General features: G+C 71.2%; 12 protein-coding genes. 3 read left to right on the top strand and 9 right to left on the bottom strand.

The genetic code is table 11. The annotated features are described in order from the left end of the window. The first annotated feature begins 117 nt into the window (after nt 1-117). The 3 genes from N4G66_RS03470 (at nt 118) to N4G66_RS03460 (ending at nt 6,340) form a co-directional block, all read left to right on the top strand. Nucleotides 118-2,967, top strand: coding sequence for a lysylphosphatidylglycerol synthase transmembrane domain-containing protein (locus tag N4G66_RS03470; RefSeq protein ID WP_261702410.1), 2,850 nt, complete (start codon nt 118-120; stop codon nt 2,965-2,967). 159 nt (nt 2,968-3,126) lie between these two features. Further along, nucleotides 3,127-4,671, top strand: coding sequence for an alpha/beta hydrolase (locus tag N4G66_RS03465; protein WP_261702409.1), 1,545 nt, complete (start codon nt 3,127-3,129; stop codon nt 4,669-4,671). A gap of 115 nt (nt 4,672-4,786) precedes the next feature. Continuing rightward, nucleotides 4,787-6,340 (top strand): alpha/beta fold hydrolase, encoded by a 1,554-nt coding sequence (locus tag N4G66_RS03460; protein WP_261702408.1) that lies wholly within the window; start codon nt 4,787-4,789, stop codon nt 6,338-6,340. Between the two features lie 74 nt (nt 6,341-6,414). On the opposite strand, the gene moeZ is transcribed toward N4G66_RS03460, so the two are convergent. The 9 genes from moeZ to N4G66_RS03415 all read right to left on the bottom strand — a co-directional run bounded on the left by moeZ (nt 6,415) and on the right by N4G66_RS03415 (nt 18,618). Further along, nucleotides 6,415-7,593 carry an adenylyltransferase/sulfurtransferase MoeZ gene (gene moeZ, locus N4G66_RS03455; protein ID WP_261702407.1) on the bottom strand — a complete coding sequence of 393 codons (1,179 nt, stop codon included), beginning with the start codon at nt 7,591-7,593 and terminating at the stop codon, nt 6,415-6,417. A gap of 63 nt (nt 7,594-7,656) precedes the next feature. Beyond that, the gene (locus N4G66_RS03450; protein WP_261702406.1) at nt 7,657-8,406 is read right to left on the bottom strand and encodes a spherulation-specific family 4 protein; all 750 of its coding nucleotides are present in this window, start codon (nt 8,404-8,406) and stop codon (nt 7,657-7,659) included. Further along, nucleotides 8,394-9,356, bottom strand: coding sequence for an NAD-dependent epimerase/dehydratase family protein (locus tag N4G66_RS03445; RefSeq protein ID WP_261702405.1), 963 nt, complete (start codon nt 9,354-9,356; stop codon nt 8,394-8,396). Before N4G66_RS03445 ends, N4G66_RS03450 begins: the two co-directional genes overlap by 13 nt. A 243-nt stretch (nt 9,357-9,599) precedes the next feature. Beyond that, nucleotides 9,600-10,628 (bottom strand): hypothetical protein, encoded by a 1,029-nt coding sequence (locus N4G66_RS03440; protein WP_391858742.1) that lies wholly within the window; start codon nt 10,626-10,628, stop codon nt 9,600-9,602. Between the two features lie 212 nt (nt 10,629-10,840). Beyond that, nucleotides 10,841-12,607, bottom strand: a complete 1,767-nt coding sequence (locus N4G66_RS03435) for a DUF3492 domain-containing protein (protein ID WP_261702445.1) — start codon at nt 12,605-12,607, stop codon at nt 10,841-10,843. Nucleotides 12,608-12,817: 210 nt separating this feature from the next. Then, nucleotides 12,818-14,785, bottom strand: coding sequence for a dipeptide ABC transporter ATP-binding protein (locus N4G66_RS03430; protein ID WP_261702404.1), 1,968 nt, complete (start codon nt 14,783-14,785; stop codon nt 12,818-12,820). Further along, complete coding sequence (locus N4G66_RS03425; RefSeq protein ID WP_261702403.1) at nt 14,782-15,780, bottom strand: ABC transporter permease; 999 nt, start codon at nt 15,778-15,780, stop codon at nt 14,782-14,784. The genes N4G66_RS03430 and N4G66_RS03425 overlap by 4 nt, the downstream gene beginning before the upstream one ends. Next, nucleotides 15,777-16,895: an ABC transporter permease gene (locus N4G66_RS03420; RefSeq protein WP_261702402.1), complete on the bottom strand. Its 1,119-nt coding sequence runs from the start codon at nt 16,893-16,895 to the stop codon at nt 15,777-15,779. The genes N4G66_RS03425 and N4G66_RS03420 overlap by 4 nt, the downstream gene beginning before the upstream one ends. A 4-nt stretch (nt 16,896-16,899) precedes the next feature. Next, nucleotides 16,900-18,618 carry an ABC transporter substrate-binding protein gene (locus N4G66_RS03415; RefSeq protein WP_261702401.1) on the bottom strand — a complete coding sequence of 573 codons (1,719 nt, stop codon included), beginning with the start codon at nt 18,616-18,618 and terminating at the stop codon, nt 16,900-16,902. Nucleotides 18,619-18,786 lie beyond the last annotated feature (168 nt).

Here is an 18,786-nt window from a genome sequence, read left to right as displayed (position 1 = left end):
AGTGACGCTTGTAGCAGATTGCGCGCCCCGCATTTGCACCCTGATGCCCCCGTGTGTCGGTCGGGCATGCCACCATCGTGCGGGCGGTGACTGGTGATACGAGATCAAGAAGAGACCATGAGGCAGCAGGGCGTGCACCCCGAAGACGCGGAGAGCACCTCCGCTGCCTCGTCACGCCCGGACACCGGCGGCGTCGACGAGAAGGACGCGGACGGCAGGGCGAGCGAGTCCTCCTCCCTGCCGAGCACGACGGGCTCAGGCGAGGCCGAGGACCCCTCTCCTAGGACCCACCCGTCTCGGACCTACGGGGACGAGAAGCGGCAGGCCGAGCGGGACGCCGACTGCGCCGACGAGGTCCATGCCGACGAGGTCGAAGGCGACGAACCGCTGCTCCCCGCGCGCGTGCACCGCCCGTCCGACCTGATGCGGCTCCTGGTCGGCGTTCTCGCGATCGTGGTGCTGCTCGCCATCGCCGCGTTCGCGCACGGCACCACCTCGGGTCTCGAACAGGACATCAACAAGGGCACCGGACAGGCACCCGATCTGCTGATCAAGATCGCGGGTTTGGCGTCGAGCATCGCGATCCTCCTGGTGCCGGTGGCCTTCGCCATCGAGCGGCTGATCAAACGCGACGGGCTGCGCATCGCCGACGGCGTCCTCGCCGCGGTCCTCGCCCACGGAGTGACACTCGCCACGGACCTCTGGGTCGCGAAGGGCGCCCCGGGCTCCATCCAGGAGGCGCTCACCCAGCCCTCGCCGGGTGACATACACGCCCTCACCGACCCTGTGCACGGCTATCTGGCACCGGTCATCGCCTATATGACGGCCGTCGGCATGTCCCGCAGACCGCGCTGGCGCGGGGTGCTCTGGGTCGTGCTGCTCCTCGACGCCTTCTCCATGCTGGTGACCGGCTACACGACCCCGTTCTCGATCATCCTGACGGTGCTGATCGGCTGGACCGTCGCCTACGGGACGCTGTACGCGGTCGGTTCGCCGAACGTACGGCCGACCGGACGGACACTGATGGCGGGCCTTCGCCATGTCGGCTTCCACCCGGTCAGCGCGGCCCGCGAGGAGATGCCCGAGACCGCGGAGAGCGGCGACCGCGGCCGACGCTACTTCGTCACCCTGGAGGACGGCCCGCCGCTGGACGTCACGGTCGTCGACCGCGAGCAGCAGGCACAGGGCTTCTTCTACCGCGTCTGGCGCCGTCTGACGCTGCGCGGCATCACCACGCGCCGCAGCCTCCAGTCACTGCGCCAGGCCCTGGAGCAGGAAGCCCTCCTCGCCTACGCGGCCATCGCGGCCGGGGCCAACGCGCCCAAGCTGATCGCGACCTCCGAGCTGGGCCCGGACGCCGTGATGCTCGTCTACGAGCACACCGGTGGTCACACCCTCGACTCGCTGCCCGACGACCTGATCACCGACGAACTGCTGCGCGACACCTGGCACCAGGTGCAGGCGCTGCAGTCCCGGCGCATCGCGCACCGCCGGCTCGCGGGCGACGCGATTCTGGTGGATCGTTCCGGCACGGTGATCCTCACCGATCTGCGCGGCGGCGAGATCGCGGCGGGCGATCTGCTGCTGCGCATGGACATCGCCCAGCTGGTGACCACCCTCGGACTGCGCGTGGGCGCCGAGCGCGCGGTGACGTCCGCGGTCGGCGTGCTCGGCCCGGACGCCGTCGCGGACTGCCTGCCCATGCTCCAGCCGATCGCGTTGACGCGCTCCACGCGCGCGACGCTGCGCAAACTTGCCCGGGAGCGCTCGCAGCGCGAACGCGAGGCGGTGCTGGAGGCCTCACGGCAGGCCAGGCTCGCCCGCGCCGAGGACGCGGCCGAGGACGCCGGCGAAGCGGCCCCGCCCGTACCGGAGAGGTCCGGGAAGAAGGCCGTACGCGCCGAGCAGCGCGCCGAGAAGCGGGCGATCGACGAGGCCCTGGACGAGGCGCGCGAGGAGGATCTGCTCACCCAGATCCGCCACCAGGTACTGCTGATCAGACCGCAGGCACCCGTCGAGCCGGCCCGCCTGGAGCGGGTCAAGCCCCGCACGCTGATCAGTTTCATCGCCGGAGCGATCGGCGCGTACTTCCTGCTGACCCAGCTCACCCACATCGAGTTCAGGACCCTCTTCGACAACGCCCAGTGGGGCTGGGTCGCGGCGGCCGCGCTGTTCTCCGCTCTGAGCTACTTCGCGGCGGCGATGAGCCTGCTCGGCTTCGTTCCCGAGCGGGTGCCGTTCCTGCGGACCGCGGCGGCGCAGGTCGCCGGTTCGTTCGTGAAGATCGTGGCGCCCGCCGCGGTCGGCGGCGTCGCCCTCAACACACGCTTCCTGCAGCGTGCCGGGGTGCGGCCGGGACTCGCGGTGGCGAGCGTCGGCGCGTCGCAGCTGTTCGGGCTCGGCTGCCACATCCTGATGCTGCTGTCCTTCGGCTATCTGACCGGTACGGAGAAGACGCCGTCCCTGTCGCCGTCCCGTACGGTCATCGCGGGTCTGCTGACGGTCGCGGTGTTCATCCTCGTGGTGACGTCGGTGCCGCTGCTGCGCAAGTTCGTCTCCACGCGCGTGAGGTCGCTGTTCGCGGGCGTCGTACCGCGCATGCTCGACGTGCTGCAGCGGCCGCAGAAGCTCGTCACCGGCATCGGCGGCATGCTGCTGCTGACGGCCTGCTTCGTCATGTGCCTGGACGCGTCGATCCGTGCGTTCGGCAACGAACAGACGACCACGCTCAGCCTCGCCAGTGTCGCCGTCGTCTTCCTCGCCGGTAACGCGCTGGGTTCGGCGGCGCCGACCCCGGGTGGTGTCGGCGCGGTCGAGGCGACCCTCACCGTCGGTCTGATCGCCATCGGCCTCCCCAAGGAGGTCGCGGCGCCCGCGGTACTGCTGTACCGGCTGCTCACACTGTGGATTCCGGTGCTGCCGGGATGGCTGTTCTTCAACCATCTGACGCGCAAGGGCGCACTCTAGGGTCCGCGCGAGGACCGTCCCGTACGCGCCTCGGCCCACCCGCGTGCGGACGGTCTCGTCCATGCCCCGCGCCCTCCGGGTGCGGGCCCCGTGAGGCGCCCTCACCCACACGGCTCGTGCCCCGAGCGCCCCACCTCGCACGCCCGCAGGATGGGGAACATGCCGAACCCGCCCCAGCTGCGCGCCGCCGCTCTGGCCGCCACCGCCGCCCTGCTGACCTCGTGGGTGTCCGGCTGCAGCGGTGACTCCAAGGACGGGGATCTGACGGCACAGAAGCTGAGCTGGAAGGCGTGCCCGGCGCCGTCCGAGGCCGAGGGCGGCGGCAGCGCCCCCTCACCTCTGCCGGGCGGTGCGGAGTGGCAGTGCGCCACCTTGAAGGTGCCCCTCGACTGGTCCGACCCCAAGGGCGACACGATCGGACTCGCGCTGATCCGTGCGAAGGCGAGCGGCGAACCGGACAAGCGAATCGGCTCTCTCATCTTCAACTTCGGCGGCCCCGGCGGCTCGGGCGTCACCGCCCTGCCCGCCTTCGGCCAGGACTACCCCGCCCTGCGCACCCGCTACGACCTGGTGAGTTTCGACCCGCGCGGCGTCGGCCGCAGCGCGGGTGTGAAGTGCGAGAACGACCGGCAGCTCGACAGGTTCTTCCAGCAGGACGCAACTCCGGACGACGCCGCGGAACAGCAGGAACTCCTGCGGAACACCAGGACGTTCAACACGGCGTGCGAGAAGAACTCCGGCAGGGTCCTCCCCCATGTACGCACGACGGACGCCGCTCGCGACATGGACCTGATGCGACAGGTGCTCGGCGACGACAAGCTGCATTACTTCGGCATCTCGTACGGCACCGAACTGGGCGGCGTCTACGCCCACTTGTTCCCCAAGAACGTGGGCCGCGCCGTCTTCGACGGAGTCGTCGACCCGACGCAGAACGTGGAACAGAGCTCCCTCGGGCAAGCCAAGGGCTTCCAGCTCGCGCTGGACAACTTCGCCGCGGACTGCACCTCGAAGGCCGAGGACTGCCCCATCGGAGACACCCCGCAGGACGTCAAGGACCGCATCGCCAAACTGCTGAAGGACCTCGAAACCAGTCCGATCCCCGGTGTCTTCCCGCGTCGGCTCACCCAGACCGCCGCGACCAGCGGCATCGCGCAGTCGCTGTACTCCAAGGACTTCTGGGAGTACCTGACGGAAGGGCTTCAGCAGGCGTACGACGGCGACGGCAGGGTGCTGATGCTGCTGTCGGACTCGATGAACGGACGCAGCGAGAACGGCCAGTACAGCAACATCACCCCGGCGAACATCTCCATCAACTGCGCCGACGACAAGCCGCGTTACACCGCCGACTATGTGCAGTCGAAGGTTCCGGAGTTCCGGTCCGCCTCACCGCTGTTCGGCGACTACCTGGCCTGGGGCATGGTCAGTTGCACCGACTGGGCCGTGCCGGGGGCCGCCGAGCACCCGGATGTCAGCGCCCCCGGCGCGGCACCGATCCTCGTGGTCGGCAACACCGGCGACCCCGCCACGCCGTACGGGGGCGCCCGGGCGATGGTGGACGCGCTCGGCAAGGGTGTCGGAGTCGAGCTGACGTACAAGGGTCAGGGGCACGGATCGTACGACAGCAAGAACAAGTGCGTGCAGGGCGCGGTGAACGGCTATCTGCTCGAAGGCACCGTGCCGTCGGCCGGCACCGTTTGTTCCTAGAAAACTGCAGGTCACAGTGTTATCCACAGGCCTCGGCGGCGGTCGGCGGCTGACGCCTACTATGGCCTGCATGTGATCCGCGACTTCGGGCGGACCACGGGCGAGGGGGACACTCATGACACGTTTCGCACGGTGGACGGCCGCTGCCACCGCCGCGTTGCTGCTGGCCGGCTGCGGCGGGGGCTCGTCAGCCGACAGCAAGGACGAGGGGAAGAACGGCGACGGACCGTCGGCCACCGTTCCGTCTTCCGGCGGGCCGTCGGGGCTGCCCGCCTCGCTCACCTCGCAGAAGCTCGACTGGGTCCGCTGCAAGGGCACTTCGGACTCCCCCGCGCCCGGGAACGGCTGGCAGTGCGCGACGCTCAAGGTGCCGCTGGACTACGCGAAGCCGGGCGGCGGGACGATCGGCCTGGCGCTCATCCGCTCGAAGGCGACCGGCGGTCGGGGCAAGCGCATCGGCTCGCTGCTGTTCAACTTCGGTGGCCCCGGCGGCTCGGGAGTATCCACGATGCCGTCGTACGAGAGCGTCGTCGGCCCGCTCCACGAACGCTACGACCTGGTGAGCTGGGACCCGCGCGGGGTGGCCGCCAGCGAAGGCGTGCGGTGCCGTGGGGACAAGGCGATCCAGGCCTCCGAGTCGGTGGACGCCACACCGGACGACGCTGCCGAGGAAGCGGCGTACTTCAAGGACGCCGCGGACTTCGGCAAGGGCTGTGCGAAGGCCGCCGGAAAGCTGATGGCCCATGTCTCGACGACCGACAGCGCCCGCGACATGGACCTGATGCGCCAGGTCCTCGGCGACCGCCGGATGCACTACTTCGGCATCTCCTACGGCACCGAACTGGGCGGCGTGTACGCCCACTTGTTCCCGAAGAACGTGGGACGCCTGGTGCTGGACGCGGTCGTCGACCCGAGCGCCGACACCGTGGGCCACGCCAAGAACCAGACGCTGGGCTTCCAGCGCGCCCTGGACGACTACCTCAAGTCCACCGGCCAGGACCCGAAGCAGGGCTCCCGGAAGATCGCGGACCTGCTGAAGCGGATCGACGCGAAGCCCCTGCCCACCGCCGGCGGGCGCAGGCTCAGCCAGACGCTGGCCCTCACCGGCATCGTGCTGCCGCTCTACAGCAAGGAGGGCTGGCCGCGCCTCACCGAAGCTCTGAAGGACGCCGAGGGCGGGGACGGTTCGGCCCTGCTGACACTCGCCGACGGCTACAACGAACGCGACGCCTCGGGGCACTACGGCACGACGACGCATTCCCAACGGGTCATATCGTGCTTGGACGACAAGGAGCGGCCGACTCCCGAGGAGACGAGGAAGCGGCTGCCCGAGTTCGAGAGGATCTCGCCCGTCTTCGGGGACTTCATGGGCTGGGACACGGCGGGCTGGTGCCACGACTGGCCGGTGGCCGGTCAGTACGACAACCCCGAGGTCAGTGCGCCGGGAGCCGGACCCGTGCTGGTCGTCGGCAACACCGGGGACCCGGCGACACCCTACGAGGGTGCCCGCAGGATGGCGGACGAGCTCGGCAAGGGCGTGGGCGTGGAGCTCACCTGGAAGGGCGAGGGCCATGGCGCCTACGGGAGTGGCAGCGACTGCGTCGACTCGACCGTGAACAGCTATCTGCTGGACGCGACGGTGCCGAAGGACGGCAAGGTCTGTTCATGACGATGGTGGGGGTCTCGCGGACACCTGGTCCGCGAGACCCCCACCATCGGAAAAGCGGGCAGAGCCTGCGCCGGTCAGTACACCGGCTTCTCGGGCTCGATCTGGTTGACCCAGCCGATCACACCGCCGCCGACGTGTACCGCGTCGGAGAAACCGGCGGACTTCAGGACGGCGAGGACCTCCGCACTGCGGACACCCGTCTTGCAGTGCAGGACGATCTTCTTGTCCTGCGGCAGGGTCTCCAGGGCGGCGCCCATGAGGAACTCGTTCTTCGGGATCAGCTTGGCGCCGGGGATCGAGACGATCTCGTACTCGTTGATCTCGCGGACATCGATGATCTCGATGTTCTCGCCGTCGTCGATCCACTCCTTGAGCTGCTTGGGAGTGATCGTCGAGCCGGCGGCCGCCTCCTGCGCCTCCTCGGACACGACACCGCAGAAGGCCTCGTAGTCGATGAGCTCGGTGACGGTGGGGTTCTCACTGCAGACCGCACAGTTCGGGTCCTTGCGGACCTTGACCTGGCGGTACTGCATCTCCAGGGCGTCGTAGATCATCAGGCGGCCGACGAGCGGCTCACCGATGCCCGCGAGAAGCTTGATCGCCTCGTTGACCTGGATGGAACCGATGGACGCGCACAGCACACCGAGGACACCGCCCTCGGCGCAGGACGGGACCATGCCCGGCGGCGGGGGCTCCGGGTAGAGGCAGCGGTAGCAGGGACCGTGCTCGGACCAGAAGACGGAGGCCTGTCCGTCGAAGCGGTAGATCGAGCCCCACACGTACGGCTTGTTGAGCAGCACGCACGCGTCGTTGACCAGGTAGCGGGTCGCGAAGTTGTCCGTGCCGTCGACGATCAGGTCGTACTGGCTGAAGATGTCCATCACGTTCTCGGCCTCGAGCCGCACTTCGTGGAGGACCACGTTCACGTACGGGTTGATGCCCAGCACGGAATCGCGCGCGGACTCGGCCTTGGAGCGGCCGATGTCCGCCTGGCTGTGGATGATCTGGCGCTGCAGGTTCGACTCGTCGACCTCGTCGAACTCCACGATGCCGAGCGTGCCCACGCCCGCCGCGGCCAGGTACATCAGTGCCGGCGATCCGAGGCCGCCGGCGCCCACACAGAGCACCTTGGCGTTCTTCAGCCGCTTCTGCCCGTCCATACCCACATCGGGGATGATCAGGTGGCGGGAGTACCTGCGGACCTCGTCTACGGTGAGCTCAGAGGCTGGCTCGACCAGGGGTGGCAGCGACACGGGGACTCCGTTGGTCGGTCAATCACTACAGTTGTTCTCCCCGTAACACTGCCACGCCCTTCTTCATTCCGAGACACCCGTTCCGATCCGCGAGACGATCTCGTCCCAGTAGCCGGGCATCGTCTCCCAGGGGTCGGCCTTCCCGCCGTGATCCGAGCGGTCGGTGAAGTAGATCGTCGAGGCGCCCTGCCAGCGGGCGATGCGCAGTGCCTCGTCCAGGTGGCCGCGCGGCACACCGTGAACGAAATGGCAGAAGCGCTCGGGGGGATAGTCGGCGGTCCATTCGGCGACCTGCGACCAGCGGTATTCGGTCCAGGGTCCCGAGAAGGTCACCAGCTGGTCGGCGTTCTCGGCGTATCCCGGGTGGGGGTGGGTGCCGTGGCCCAGCACGATGTGGGCGCCGTCGCAAAGGGCGCGGAGCGCGCCGACCGTGCGGCGGATCTCGGGGAGCGCGGCGCGTTCGGTGGGACAGCGGTCGAGGATGAATCCGTCGGCCTGGTACCAGTCGAGATGGCGGCGCGCGTCGGCGATCGTTTCACCGAAGGGGCGTACGCCATGGGCTGCGTCGAGAAGTCCCAGCACCCGGACGCCCGCGTTGCGCAGCCGTCCGGTGGCCTCCAGGCAGCGCGGGTCGGGTCGCTCGCCGGGACCGTTGTCCACGTTCAGGACGACCCAGTGCAAGGGAGTGCCGGGGCGGGTGAGTTCGTCCCATTCCACCGGGGCGACAAGGGGGTGCGCATAGCCGGGGACGCCGAAGCCGAGTCCTAAGTCGGTGCTCGCGCTGCCGGTTGCGGTGCTGGTCAGATACGACATGCCGCCTCCATCCAGATGTCGGCGAGGGATTCCTCGAGGTTGATCCGGGGCCGCCAGCCGAGCCGGTCGCGTGCGGTGCGCACATCGGCCTGCTGCCAGCTGCCGCAGCCGTCCGGGTAGGGGTACGCGACCGGGGCCACGTGGTCGGGTTCGGGGCGGGGGTGGCCGATGGACGGCCTCATGAGCGGGCCGGGCGGGCCGTCGAGTTCGTGCAGGGTGCCGCTGTAGCCGGCCACGCGTGCGAGGACGGCGGCGGCGTCGCGGAGGCGTACGGCACGGCCCGAGCCGATGTTGATCACGCCTTGTGCTGCGGACAGGGAGGCGGCGTGGACGGCGCGGGCGACATCGCGGACGTCGATGAAGTCGCGTTGGACGCCGAGGCCGCCGAGTTTGAGTTCGCCGTCGCTGGCCTGCATGGCGCGGCGCAGGGCTTCGGCGAGCCGGCCGAGCGGGGACCCGGCGGGTGTGCCGGGTCCCGCGGGTGAGAAGACGCGGAGCACGACGGCGTCCAGGCCGGAGCCGAGGACGAGTTCGGTCGCGGCGAGTTTGCTCACTCCGTAGGGGCCGCCCGGGCGCGGGACGGCGTCCTCCGCGGTGGAGGAGCCGGACTGGCTGGGCCCGTACTCGGCGCCGCAGCCGATCTGGACGAGCCGGGCCCCGCAGCCGCTGCGGCGCAGCGCCTCGCAGACGGTGGCGACGGCGACGGTGTTGTGCCGGGTCAGGTCGCGGGCGCCGCCGCGGGTGGCGCCCGCGCAGTTGATGACGACTCCGGGGTGCACCGCGTCCAGGAAGCGGGTGAGTGCGCCGGGGCTGCCCGAAGCGAGGTCGAACCGCACGTCGGCGTCGTCGCCCCGGCCGAGCGCGGTGAGCTGCACGGCCGGGTCGGCGAGCAGTCTGTCGGCGACGAAACGGCCGAGGTAGCCGTTGGCTCCGATCAGCAGGACCCTCATCGGGCGGCTCCCGGGGCGGATTCTCCGGTTCGGGAGGTGATCATCTGGCTGTCTCCTTCGAGGTGGTGCCGTAGGTCGTAGAGGGCCCGCGGTGTCGGCCCCGCGGGAGAAAGAGGGCCCGGATCCGGGACGCTGCCCGGGTGCCGGGGAGGGCTCACGGCGGTGGGGGTGTCGTGGGCCGGTTTCGGGCGGCCTCGGGCCACCGGGCAGGCGGGCTCGGTGGGTCGGGGCGCGGATCGTGGCTCATGGGGCCTCGCAGGGCGGGGCGTGGGCCGAGGCGCGGGTGAGGGTTCGGGTCGCCTGGACGAGGAGGACGAGTGCGCCCGCCCCGCAGGCCAGGGCCGGTACGGCGCCGGGTCCCGCTGCCCCGATCAGGCTGTCGACGGGGGTGGCCAGGAACGAGCAGCCGGGCAGGCGCGCGGCGAAGACCGTGGCGAGGGCGGTGGCCTCCGTCGCGCCCGCGCCGGCGAGCGCGCGGCCCGGCGCGCGGGTGAAGCCGCGTGTGGTCAGCAGTCTGGCGAGCAGGAGCAGCGCGCCGAGGGCGCCGGCTCCGGCGTAGGCGGGTGACTCGTTCAATACCGTCCCGGACAGCGCGAGCAGTCCGCCCAGTGCGCACAGGAACAGGGTGAACGCCCCGAGGAGCAGGGGGCGGACGGAGGCGGCGAACTCCTCGAGGCCGCGGCTCGCGCTCAACCGGCGACGGGCACGGACGGCGAAGAGGTGGGCGCACCAGGCCGCCGGGGCGCAGGCCAGGGAGAGGGCCGGCACGGACGCGGTGGCCAGGGGCCAGGGGCCGTCCGGGCCGCCGTCCTGCCCGGCGCTCAGCAGTCCGTCACCGACGAGGGCGTATGTGACGAGCCAGCAGGTCCAAGCGCGTGCGGCGTTCGCCGTGCGGTGCGGGGTGCTCAGGGGGCCGCGGCGGAGGGCGACGTGCAGGCCCGACGCCATGGCCAGGGCGCCGAACGCGGCGACGGCGAGACGCTGGTTCCCGTCGGTGAGCCGCAGCCCGACGACGACGGCCGTACCGAGGGCGCCCGGCACCAGGGCGAGCGCCGCCCAGTAGGCGCGCGTGCCGGGGTGTCCCGGAGTCTCGGTGCGGGGCGCGGAGTCCCCGTCGCGTGCCGCGCGGGCGTACATCTCCTCGGCGAGCGAGAAGACGTCCCGGTGCCGCAAGCGCGCGGCGGTCCGGTCGGTCACCCCGTGCGCCTCCAGGCCCGCCGCGATCTCCAGCGGGTCCACGGCCCGCTCGCAGAGCTCGCGGTGCCGGTGCATCAGCGCTTTCACGGGGTCCACAGCGCCTCGGTGCCCGGCGGGCCCGCGCACGCTCGAGGAGCCGTCAGGTGCCGAGTCACGGTCGCGGAGTGGACCGGTGTCGCGTGCCGACCGCTCGTCCCGGGTGCCGGGGCTCGCCGCTGTCGCGGGCCGGTCCGGTTCGCCCAGGTCGTCGAGCCCGCTCGGGGCGCCGGGTCCGGCGCTGTCGATCGTCACGCGCCCTCCCCCACGGAAACGGACACCGGCCCGGGCGCTGGAACCGGCGCCGTCAGGGGCGCGGTGGCTCGTACCGGTGCACCCTCCGCCCAGCGCGGTCGGCCCGCGGTCATGAGGCGCGGCTCGGTCCAGCGACCGGGCACATGGGCCTCGGCGGGGACTCCGAAGGGCAACGGCTCCCCCTCCTCGTCCACGATGACCCGACGCACCGGGGAGTGCGAGACGATCTCCAGGTAAATGCCGTGAAATGCCGTGATGTTCTGCTCGACGGTGAAGAGTTCGAGGGCGCGTGCGCGGGCGGCCGCGCCCAGACGCTCACGGCGCTCGGGGTCGCGCAGCAGCGCCACGCAGGCCTCCGCGAGCGCCCGTGGATTGCGCGGCGGAACCACCAGCCCCGTACCGCCGATGACCTCGACGACCGCTCCCACGTCCGTGGAGACGGTGGCCCGGCCGCAGAGCATGGCCTCGACGAGACTGACCGGGAAGCCCTCGACGACGCTGGACAGGACGATCAGGGCTCCGCAGGCGTAGGCCTCCGCGAGGCTCGGGATCTCCGGGCCGCCGATCTCCTCGAAGGAGACCGGGTTGTCGCCGACCGCGTGCACACCCTCCGCCTCATCGGGGAAGAGCTGCGCGGCCAGCGCCTTGCAGTGGGCCAGATAGGTCGCGCCGTCCGGGCCTTCGGCCGGGGCGCCGATGATCCGGAGCCGGGTCTTCGGCTCGGCCCTGCGGATCTCGGCGAAGGCGTGCAGCAGGGAGATCAGGTCCTTGGCCGGTTCGATGCGGCCGACCCACACCAGCGTGTCGGGGTCCGCGCACCGGCTGCCCCGCACAGCCTCCCCGACGTCCGCGAAGCGCGCGGCCTCCATGCCGGGGTGGACGGTGCGCAGCTTGGCGCGGTCGGCGCCGCAGCGCTCCTGCCAACGGCGGGCGTGCGCGTTGCCGGGCGTGACGATCGCGGCGGCGCGGTAGACCTCGGTGGCGAGCCGGCCGTGGAACGCGGCGAGCAGCGCCCGGACGGCCGGGGCCTCTTCGAGGGTCGCGGCGGCCAGGTAGTGCGCCCGCAACTGCACGCCGTACTCGGTGACCAGCAGCGGGACCCCGAGGAAGTGCCGGGCGAGGAGGCCGGGCAGCGCCGCCGCTCCGCCGGCCGCGGCGTGGCAGAGGTCGGCCGAACCGAGCGCGTCGTCCTCGTACCAGTCCAGCGAGAGGGGGCGCAGGGTGCGCTCGATGTGCGCGGCGACGCTGAGCAGATCGGGTACGCGCGCGGTGCGGGCCGTGCGGAGTGCGCCGGGCACTCGGCACGCGCGCTCCAGGGCACGCACCGCGCTCTCGGAGCGCAGGGCGCCGATCAGTCCGCCCTCGTCCCTGGCGAGTTCGGCCAGTCCGTACAGGGCGCTGGCGAAACGGTCCGCCTGGGCGGCGACGGAGTCCGCCGGGTTCCCGGAGGCTTCCGTGCCCGCGGCTTCCGGGCCTGCGCACACCGCCGCCGCGAGCTCCCCGTACGCCTCGGCGAACCGGCGCCGGGCCCGGCGTCCGTACACCACTCCGTCGCTGTGCGCCGTCCACAGCGGCGCCGTGCGTACGCGTTTGACCTGGGGCGGCAGCTGGATCCAGCCCTGGTCCTCCTGGCGCTCGGTGCGGCTGAGCGCGTAGATGTCGAACTCGTGCCGCCCGAGCCCGCGCACGAGCCGGTCGCACCAGAGTCCGGCGTCACCGCTCACATACGGATAGCCACCCTCCGTCAGCAGTCCGATGCGCACGAGCACACCCCCGATCTCCCGTATGGGGAGCCGCCGTTGACCCGGCGGCTCGCAGCGGGACGAACGTATGCGGACAAGGCGGTGGTGCGACGGACGGTTGTCCGCCACACCACCAAAAGGGGTGAACGGTCGTAACTTTCCCGCGCAGGCCGCGTTTCGTCGCGCTACGAGGTCAAGCAGGAACGATTTCGCCGGGCCCGGGGCCGCGCATCACGCCGGGGACAGCTTCTTGCGCTCCGCGCGGCGCCGCGCCGCGATCTCCGGGTCGAGTGCCGGTACGGCGGCCAGCAGCTGCCGGGTGTACGGGTCCCGCGGGCTCTCGTAGACCTCGTCGGCGGGACCGTACTCGACGAGCCGGCCGCGCCGCATCACCGCCACCCGGTCGCTGACCTGGCGTACGACCGCGAGATCGTGGGCCACGAACACCAGCGCGAGTCCGAGTTCCCGCTGCAACTCGCCCAGCAGGGCGACCACCTGGGCCTGTGTGGTGACGTCGAGCGCGGAGACGGGCTCGTCGCACACGATGGCGTGCGGCTCGGCGGCGAGTGCCCGCGCGATGCCGACACGCTGGCGCTGCCCGCCGCTGAACTCGTGCGGGTAGCGGTCGTAGTGCGCCCCTTCGAGCCCCACGCGCTCCAGCAGTTCCCGTACGCGCCCTCGAATGTGCCCCTCGTCCCTCCCCCACTCCCGGCTTCGCCCGAGCGGGGGGACCCCCATCCCGCGTGCCCGCAGCGGATCGGCGATGGACTCGCCCACGCTCCGCCGTGGATTGAGGGACGACACCGGGTCCTGGAAGACCATCTGCACCGAGGGGCGGACGCCGGACTGTTCGCGCCCCTCGTGACGGACCACGCCGGACGTGGGCTCCAGGAGCCCGACCAGCATCCTTCCGAGGGTCGTCTTCCCGCTGCCGCTCTCGCCGACGATGCCGAGGGTCTCGCCCCGGCGGACGCTCAGCGACACGTCGTCGACGGCCGCGAACCGCTGCTTCCCGCGCCCGAACTCCCGCCGGAGCCCGACCGCTTCGAGGACGACGTCGCCCGACCGGACGCCCCCGACCTGGCCGGTTTCCCCGGCCGGGCCGCGTTCCCCGACCCGATCGGTCCCCGCGAGCGAGCCCGTGCCCCCGGCCGGCCCGTCGTCCCCGGCAGGCCGTGCGCCTCGGTCCGGTCCGGCGCCGTTCGCGACAGGCCGTGCGCCTCCGCCCGGTCCGATGCCGCCGTCGCCGGACCCGTCGCCCGCGTCCGGTCCGGCGCCGATTTCGTACCGGGTCCGTTTGACGGCCCGAGGTGTGTCCAAGCGGGGGACGGCGCCGAGGAGTTCGCGAGTGTACGGCTCCCGGGGTGCGCCGAGGACGGCGGCAACCGGCCCGTGCTCGACCGCGCGCCCGTGACGCATCACGAGGATCTCGTCGACGCTCTCGGCCGCGACCCCGACGTCATGGGTAACCAGCAGCAGCCCCGTTCCGGTCTCCTGCCGCAGGGTGTGCAGCAGGTCGAGGATCTGGGCCTGGACGGTCACGTCGAGGGCCGTGGTCGGCTCGTCGGCGATCAGGAGCTCGGGCTCGCAGGCCAGCGCCATGGCGATGAGGGCGCGCTGGCGCATACCGCCGCTGAACTCGTGCGGGCGCGAGCGGGACCGGCGTGCCGCGTCGGGGATGCCGACGCGGTCCAGTACCCGCACCGCACGCGCGCGTGCCGCTCGCCGGGACGCCTTGGTGTGCACCCGGTACACCTCGGCGATCTGGTCGCCGACCGCGTAGTACGGGTCGAGGGAGGACAACGGATCCTGGAAGACCATGGCGGCCTTTCCGCCGCGCAGCCGACGCAGTTCGTCGTCGGATGCCCGCTGTACGTCGATGCCGGCCACGCCGACTGTGCCGCCGACACGCGCTCCGGTGCCCCGGTGCAGCGCCAACAGGGCCGACGCCACGGTGGACTTGCCCGAGCCGGACTCGCCGACCAGGCCCAGCGCGGCGCCCTTCTCCAGCCGGAAGGAGAGCCCGTCGACGGCGCGCAGGTCTCCGAAGTCGACGACCAGGTCGCTCACTTCGACCAGAGGGGCCGCGGGGGAAGCCTGCGAAGAGGCCGGGCCGGAAGCCGGGGAAGAGGCCGGAGCGGAAGCCGGGGAAGGGGCCGCTGAGGCAATCGTGGAAGGAGTCGGGGAAGAGTCGCTCATGCCAGCACCACCCGTCGGTCGGCCACCGCGTAGAGCACGTCCGCGACGGCGTTGGCGATGACCACGAAGAAGCCGATGACCAGGACCATGCCGACGACCACGGGAAGGTCGACGACGTTCACCGCGTGCACCAGTTCCTGGCCGATGCCGGGCAGTCCGAAGAGTGTTTCGGTGAGCACCGCGCCGCCGACCGCCGACCCGAAGGTGTTGGCGTTCAGCGCGATGATCGAGGCGAGCGCTCCCCGGACGGCGTGCCGCCCGATGATCGACCGCTCGCCCACGCCGTACGCGCGGAAGGTCCGGATGTGGTCCTCGGCCAGCGTCTCCAGCATCGAGGACCTGGTCAGCCGGGCGAACGCGGCGGCTTCGACGAGGGCCAGCGAGAGCCAGGGGAGCAGCAGGTTCCACGCCCACTGTTCGGGGTCGTCGGAGAAGTTCACGTACTGCGGGAAGGGCAGCAGTTCCAGCTGGCCGCAGACGACGATCATCAGGATCAGGCCGATGACGAAGACGGGCGTCGCCGTACCGGCGAGGGTGACACCGGTCAGCACCCGCTCACTGAGCCGGCCGCGCCGCCAGGCGGAGAGCACGCCGGTGCCGACGCCGAGAACCAGCCATACGACCATCGCGCCGAACACCAGCGACAGGCTGACCGGCAGTTTCGTCAGGATCAGCCGCGTGACCTGCTGGTCGGTCTGGTACGACAGCCCGAGGCAGGGCGCCGGGCAGTGCTGGACGGAGGTGCCCGTCGAGTAGTCCTGGCCGGCGAGGATCCCCTCAAGGAAGTGCCAGTAGCGCACGTACAGCGGGTCCCCGAGATGAAGTTGCTCGGCGACCTGGCGCACCTGGACGGGTGAGCAGCGCGGGCCGCAGGTGATCTGGGCGACGTTGCCGGGGGTGGCGTAGAACACGACGTAGATGATCACCGAGATGGCGAGGAGGGTGACCGCGGTGCCGAGGGCGCGGCGCAGGACGAACCCGCCGAAGCCGCTCATGCCGTGGCCTCCTTGGTCTCGTCGGCGGGCGCGCCCGGCCGGGGTACGGCCGTGCCCTGCGGGGGCGTTCCGGCGTCCTGCCGGGGCAGGTCCGCGCCGCCGGCAGGTGTGTCCGTGCTCGCGTCGGCCTTGGCCTCGCTTCTGCGGCCCGTGCCGACGCGCAGGCGGGAGGCCGCGCGCGGGTCGAGGGCGACGCGCACGCCGTCGCCGAGGACGGTCAGGGCGAGGACGGTGACGAAGAGCGCGCCGGCGGGCAGCAGCAGGTACTGCGGCGCGGCCTGGTACCAGACGTCGGCGGCGGTCAGCATCTGTCCCCAGGACGGCGTCGGGGGCTTCACGCCGACCCCGAGGAACGACAGGGCGGCCTCGACACCGATGTTCGCCGGCACGAGGAGCGCGGAGTACGTGATGAGCGGGGCGGCGAGGCCCGGCAGCAGCTCGCGCCGGGCGATCCGCCAGGTGCCCCAGCCGCTGAGCCGCGCGGCGGCGACGTAGTCCAGCTGTTTGAGCGTGAGCGTATGGGCGCGCACGATCTTCGCGAGCGTGCCCCAGGCGATCAGGCCGATGACGAGAGCGACCAGAACGGGACGCGGGAAGCTGCCGGGCACGATGGCCAGCAGCGCCAGCGACATGATCATCAGCGGCAGGGCGACGATGATCTCCGTGATGCGGCTCAACAGTTGATCAACCCATCGCTTCCCGAGCGCGGCCGCGACGCCCACGACGACGGCGATCAGGACCTGCACCAGCGTCGCCGCGAGCGCGACGCCGAGGGAGACCCGGGCGCCGTACACGAGGCGTGCGAACAGGTCGCGGCCGGTCTGGGGTTCGACACCGAGCCAGTGGTCGGCGCCGATGCCGCCGAGTGGGCCGACGGGGACGCCGCCACGCGCGGAGTCCACCAGCGAGGGGTGGTACGTGGTGGGGTCCTGGCCCTCGATCGCCGTGAGCAGTGGTGCGGCGAGCGCGACGAGGACGAGCAGCGCGACGACGGCCGCCGCGACGAGGGCGGCACGCTGCGCACGCAGCCGCCGCCAGAACTGACGGGCCCCCGAGGCCCTCGCGGCGGACGAGTCCGCCGCGAGGGCCGTGGAGGCGACAAGTGCCTCGCTCACAGCGCTACTTCACCGCGACCTGGGAGATGTCCAGAACGCCGGTCCAGTCGCTGATCACGATGTTCTTGACGCCCTCGCCGTACAGGCGCTTGTAGACGGGGTGGAACAGCGGCACGGTCAGCGCCTGCTCACCGATCTTCTTGTCCAGTGCACCCCAGCGCTTGGCGGCCTCGTCAAGATCGGTCAACTTGTTGATCGCGTCGATCTCGTCATTGACCGACTTGTCATTGAGGAAGCCGGAGTTGAAGTTGGCGCCGTCCTTGACGATCTGCCGGCCGTCGAAGATCGGTGCCAGGAAAGGACCGCCGGAGGGCCAGTCGGCACCCCAGTGGGCGAGGAAGAAGCCCGGCTCGGTCTTGGCACTGTGGATCTTGTCGCTGTAGTCGTTGTCTTCGAGACCCTGGAGCTTGACGGTGATGCCGGCCTTCTTGAGGGCGTCCTGGACGGCGGTCGCGATCTCCGGGCTGGTCTCGAAGTCCTTGCTGTTGGAGTGGGTGAGCGTGATGGTCAGGCCGTTCTTGTGGCCCGCCTGCGCCAGCAGCTCCTTGGCCTTGGCCGCGTTGCCGGACGCGCCCGCCGGGAACAGGTCGTACGGCGTGTAACCGAAGGACTTCTGGTTCGGCAGGTACGTCGTCGCGGGCTCGGCGAGCGACGAACCGCCCGCGGCGTTGATCACCGAACTGCGGTCGACGGCGTACGAGATCGCCCGGCGCACCTTCGGGTCGTCGAACGGCTTCACCTTCGGGTTGAAGGCGATGTAGTTGGTGTAGCCGAAGTGCCCGGTGCCGACGCGCGAGGCCAGCGCCTTGTCCCCGGTCACCTTGGCGAGCTCGGCCGGGCCGAGGTTGGTGTCCGTGGTGACGGCGGTGGCGTCCGCGCCCTGGGAGGAGGACAGCCGCTGGTTGATCACGGAGGAGTCCAGGCCGGACCGTACGTCGATCTTGTCCGGGTAGGCCTTGCGCTCGGCGTCGGTCGACGCGGACCAGTACGTGTTGCGCTCCAGGGTGAGACGCTCGCCGTCGTTCTCGTTCTTGACGACCTTGTACGGACCCGAGGAGACCGGGTGCTCCTCGTACTTCGTGCCGGTGTCCTTGGCCTTGGGGACGGGCGTGGTCTGCGTCTGCGTGGCCAGGTAGGGGAACTCGCCCTCGGGCTTGTTCAGGTGGAAGACGATGGTCAGGTCGTCGGGCGTCTCGATCGAGTCGAGGCCCTTCTTGTCCTTGTAGGGACCCTGGTAGTCGGCGCCGCCGATCAGCCAGTCGCGCAGGTAGGGCGCGCCTCCGGAGAGCTCGGCGGCGAAGGAGCGCTCGATGCCGTACTTGATGTCGGCGGAGGTGATCGGCGTGCCGTCCTCGTACTTGAGGCCCTTCTTCAGGGTGTACGTCCACACGGTCGCGTTCTTGCTGGGGCGGCCGGTGTCGGTGGCCAGGTCCGGCACGACCTGGGCGCCGGCGGCCCCGTTCTCGCGGTTGCGGGTGGTGAGCGTACGGAAGACGAGCGAGGGCACGTTGCCGCCGCCGGAGGTGTAGAGCCGCGCGGGGTCGAAGTCCTGCTGCGGGTCGGCGTTCAGGACCGTGAGGGTGCCGCCCTTGTGGGGCCGGGAGTCACCACCGGAGCTCTTGGCATCGCTGTCCTTCGGCCCGCAGGCGGCGGCGCCCGCTGCCACGACCAGGCTGACGGATGCCGCGGCCACGCGGCGCGCTATGACGGACGGTTGACGCATCGGAAGACGACCTCTCGGATGACTCGGATACTGAGACGGAATGACGCGGAGTGAGACGGAAGAGCGCAGAGCTCGCCCAGGGCGTCAGGCGTCGGAGTCCGACCGGACCGAAAGAGGCACGGGCGCGCCGAACCGCTGGGGTTCAGGGGCGCGCGGAAACAAGGCGGG

The organism is Streptomyces rhizosphaerihabitans (assembly GCF_025399795.1).
GTDB lineage: Bacteria > Actinomycetota > Actinomycetes > Streptomycetales > Streptomycetaceae > Streptomyces > Streptomyces rhizosphaerihabitans.
The sequence above is the reverse complement of the archived record's forward strand: the minus strand, read 5'-3'. Positions and strand labels throughout refer to the sequence as shown.